4 protein-coding genes are annotated in these 3,723 nt (G+C 31.1%); all 4 read right to left on the reverse strand.

Annotation, left to right across the window (positions count from 1 at the left end; genetic code table 11):
- Positions 1 to 223 precede the first annotated feature (223 nt).
- Positions 224 to 784, reverse strand: coding sequence for a helix-turn-helix domain-containing protein (locus EIG86_RS07250; RefSeq protein WP_127845503.1), 561 nt, complete (start codon positions 782 to 784; stop codon positions 224 to 226).
- A 266-nt stretch (positions 785 to 1,050) separates the two neighbouring features.
- Positions 1,051 to 1,953 carry a hypothetical protein gene (locus tag EIG86_RS07255; RefSeq protein WP_127845504.1) on the reverse strand — a complete coding sequence of 301 codons (903 nt, stop codon included), beginning with the start codon at positions 1,951 to 1,953 and terminating at the stop codon, positions 1,051 to 1,053.
- Between the two features lie 165 nt (positions 1,954 to 2,118).
- Entirely contained in the window at positions 2,119 to 2,820 is a 702-nt protein-coding gene (locus tag EIG86_RS07260; RefSeq protein WP_127845505.1) for a hypothetical protein, read from the reverse strand.
- 179 nt (positions 2,821 to 2,999) lie between these two features.
- Positions 3,000 to 3,632 carry a DUF1963 domain-containing protein gene (locus tag EIG86_RS07265; protein ID WP_157983121.1) on the reverse strand — a complete coding sequence of 211 codons (633 nt, stop codon included), beginning with the start codon at positions 3,630 to 3,632 and terminating at the stop codon, positions 3,000 to 3,002.
- Positions 3,633 to 3,723: the final 91 nt, after the last annotated feature.

The following is a 3,723-nucleotide window of genomic DNA, read 5'->3' on the forward strand; positions in this document are numbered from 1 at the left end:
CTCCAATGATGGCAAGAGTTCTTTCGGGATTGTCAGGTCTTTTTTTTCTTTCATATCTCAAGGCCTTGTTTTTTTTAATGTGTGCTAACGGTTTCGTGTATGCGCAGTAGCGCGCAAAAATTAAAAAACTTTTAAATTATTCTCAAAGTTAGCAAAAAATCCCAGAATTTTCGGTTTTTCACAAAAGTCGCTATTGCGTATACACAGTGTTGTAAAACGTTTTTTATTCTCTGTTTTTGATAACTTCATTTCCAAAATAAAGAACAGATAAACTAATTAGTAGACAGAGAAATAATCCAGTTATAAATCCTGTTGAAAACCCTTGTTTTGCCATTACTAAAATGAAATAAATTATATATCCAAATCCGAATTTTAACATTCGCTCAATTCCGCTCATTTTTTCTGTTAGAATAACTATGAAAAACGGAAGGAAAATACTTAACAAAAATCCACCGAAAACACTATTAATATTTGCTTCTGAGTCTAGTGTCAAAAATCCAATTATTCCCATTAAAACTAAATTTAATGTCAATAGAAAAATCCCATTAACTAAAATTGTTCCAATATTTTTTTTTCGAATTGAATTATCTGTTAAAATTAATTCTTTTGAGTCAATTCCTAGAACTTCGCAAATTAACTTTAGTGTTTTACCTCTTGGTTCACTTTCCGAGTTTTCAATCCGTTGAATTGTTCGTAAATTAATTTTTGCTTGTTCAGCTAATTCTTCTTGAGTAAAACCCTTTATCTTTCGAGTTTCACTTATTTTCTTTCCAATCCAGCTCATTTGTTTAATATTTTTATTTAATCCTAAAAGTAGTAATTACATAAAAATTTGATAACGGCTTTTCTCTGATTTTTATATGACATTTTACTTTGTCATTAAATGTCGTAAAGTTTTTTAAATGTTTTACAACGGTTCGCGCATAACGAAAGTGGCGAGCTAAAATGCGCAAGTTTTTCGGTTAAACTTTTTACTTTCTAAAAATACACAAAACTCTCGTTTCTGCACTAAATTCGCCATTTTTGTTATGCGCTGTTGGCAAATCGTTTTTATCTTTTATTTCTTGTTTTTTTATCAGGAAATCCATCCGCTGGTTCTATGTTGGTAACAAGATTGACTTCTGGAAAATACTTTTTCATTAAATGTCTCAATGGAACTTTGGTCTCTTTATTTTCTTTAAACATTGCTTGTAATTTTTCTCCGTCCATTGTCATTCCTTCTGGCATTGAAGCCATAGTTTGCGTATTAAAAGTCGCTGATTCCATATTTTCAGATGCCACCATTAATTCGTCCATTTCTTTAAGTAATTTCTCGTCTTCTAAAACTGACATTCCAGGTGCTTGACTGTGTCCGAACTGTATCATATCACTAGCTTCATCCATTAGTTTAATGTCAATTAAGTCATATTTTGAAAAAGGAATATGAAAATCATTAAATCTTATGAATGGCTTTTCATCTATAAGCATTTGAATGTGAAAATGAGGGAAGTCTGCATTTTTTGAATTAGAATGACCTTCTAAATCCGTTTTTCCAAAATGCAATGACCATTCTATGTTTTTATATTTTATTGTTACTTCTCTTAATTTGCTTTTGGAAGTCTCACTTTCCAAATCATTTATGTTTTTTATGAAGTTTTCAGTTGTCGCAATCCAACGCAAATAACTTTCTAGTTTGAAAAAACCAATTGGTTCAGATAGATAGTTATTAAAATCTTTTTTTCTAATTCCTTCTGGTCTTAAAAACCAATGAAAACAAGGTTCGTCAGAATAGAAAGTCTCTAATTTATTACCACATAAAAAACAACAAGACTTTGAAAATGCATCTTTAAATTCCGCGAATATTTTTTTGTTTTCTTCAATTTGTTCTTGGTTTTTATTCTCTACATATTCTGGTGGAAGACTTGCTAGATAATCCTTTAATTCTTGGGTGTTATGTGGATTTATATTTTTCAATTGCGTTTTGTCAAAATGTTTGCCAACGGATTGGTGTATGGTTAGTGGCGACTAAAAATACACGAACCTTTTTTATTCAATCGTAAAATTAGCAAAAAAAATCGGACTTTGCGATTTAGCCCAAACCTCGCCATTAACTATACACCGTGTTATGCACTGGCTTTTCTAATGCGTGGCGTTAATAATATTCAGTTCGTTATTAAAATTCTCAATCACTTTTGCAGATTGTTCATATTTCTCACTAAAACTAAAACCATAAAAATTACCATAAATTTTTTCATTTCGGATTTTCGTCAAAGCGCTGTCAAGTTTAAATCCGCTATTTGTTTTTTTGTAGTATAAAATAGGATTATATGCAGTCAATTCTTCATTTTCTCCCCAAACCTGCGAGTATTCCCAATACCCACCATATTCATTAATTCCGTCATTATTAATGTCAATAGGCTTAGATTCAAAAATTGGTAGTTTATCCTCTTTAATCGATTTATTGTTTTGAATAAAAATCCGCTTTAAGTAGTTCTTATTTGGTCTATCATTAATTTCCAAAAGTAGCTCAAAACTATTTTCTCCGCTTTTAACGATTAATGGGAAAAGTTCATTTCTAAATTCATATTCAATTAAAGAACTATCTATAAAAACCGATTCATTTTGTCTTTTTAAGTGTAAAAATGAATAAGTCTTGAAATCGCCAAAATCCTCCTCTTTACCTAGAAGAATAGTAAAGTCAAAGTCCAATTTAAGAGTTTTATACTTTTGAATTGTGTTTTGATTATTTCCCTTATTTTCTATTTCAATTGGATTTTTCTCTCCACTTTGGACACATGAAACAAAGAGAGTAAAAAAAGGAATTAGTAATAGTCTTATCATTTTAGATTTTGAATAATTGTAGGTTTTAGCTTGTGCATAACGTCCCGTGTATATGCAGTGGCGACCAAATAAACACAGTCCTTATTTTTTCAATCGTAAAGTTAGAAAATAAATCTCAAACCATTCGTTTCAACTCCCAAACCTCGCCATTGAATATACATTGTGTTGTGTAGCGTTTTTTACATACACTGCCAAATAAATTTAGCTTTGCTTTCTGTTTCGTTTATAAATCCATATCCAACTCCCGCATCTCCAAAATTCACATAAAAAGGAACATTAGTAGCGTCTAATTGGATTAGTAAATTCCATTTTTCGTTTGAGGGATATTCTTCTCCTTGAATAAATACTGGTTCTCCGTTGAACTTATTTCTTACATCTAATTCGTCATTCTCAAGGTCAATCGATTCTACCTTTTCGGTTAGTTCAATTTCGCATTCAAAACTTTGAGGCATTAATCTTTTTTTGAATAGCTTTTTTACCATTTTGTAAAGTGTCGGACCTTTTTTTAAATTTTCTGTTTTTACTTGATTTTCTCCTGGTTGTAAAATAATTGCATTTTCTCCTCCATCAGCTTCCCAAGTTCCATCGACGTACTCATCCTCTTCTGTCATAAATAAGTAAGCAAATTTCGCATTATTTTTTCCGTAGCCGATTTCGGTCAGGTCAATTTGACAAATAAAACGCATTGGATTCCCTGTCTCTTTACTTATAGGCCATTCAGGTTCAGTTATCCAATCTGGTTGACCTCCAAACTTTGTTTTTCCACGTTTTGGTTTTGAATGTAAAAACTCAATTTCGTAAAATTTATCCATTTTGTTATTGTTCATGTAAATGCTACACAACGGGAAGTGTATCTTTCAGTGGCGACCAAAAAAGCACAGCCCTTAGTTTTTCAATCGTAAA

The organism is Psychroflexus aestuariivivens, assembly GCF_004010055.1.
GTDB classification, from domain to species: Bacteria; Bacteroidota; Bacteroidia; order Flavobacteriales; family Flavobacteriaceae; genus Psychroflexus; species Psychroflexus aestuariivivens.

Coding starts and splice junctions, on each gene's coding strand:
- EIG86_RS07250 (WP_127845503.1), bottom strand. CDS start 784: ATGAGCTGGATTGGAAAGAAAATAAGTGAAACTCGAAAGATAAAGGGT.
- EIG86_RS07260 (WP_127845505.1), bottom strand. CDS start 2,820: ATGATAAGACTATTACTAATTCCTTTTTTTACTCTCTTTGTTTCATGT.
- EIG86_RS07265 (WP_157983121.1), bottom strand. CDS start 3,632: ATGGATAAATTTTACGAAATTGAGTTTTTACATTCAAAACCAAAACGT.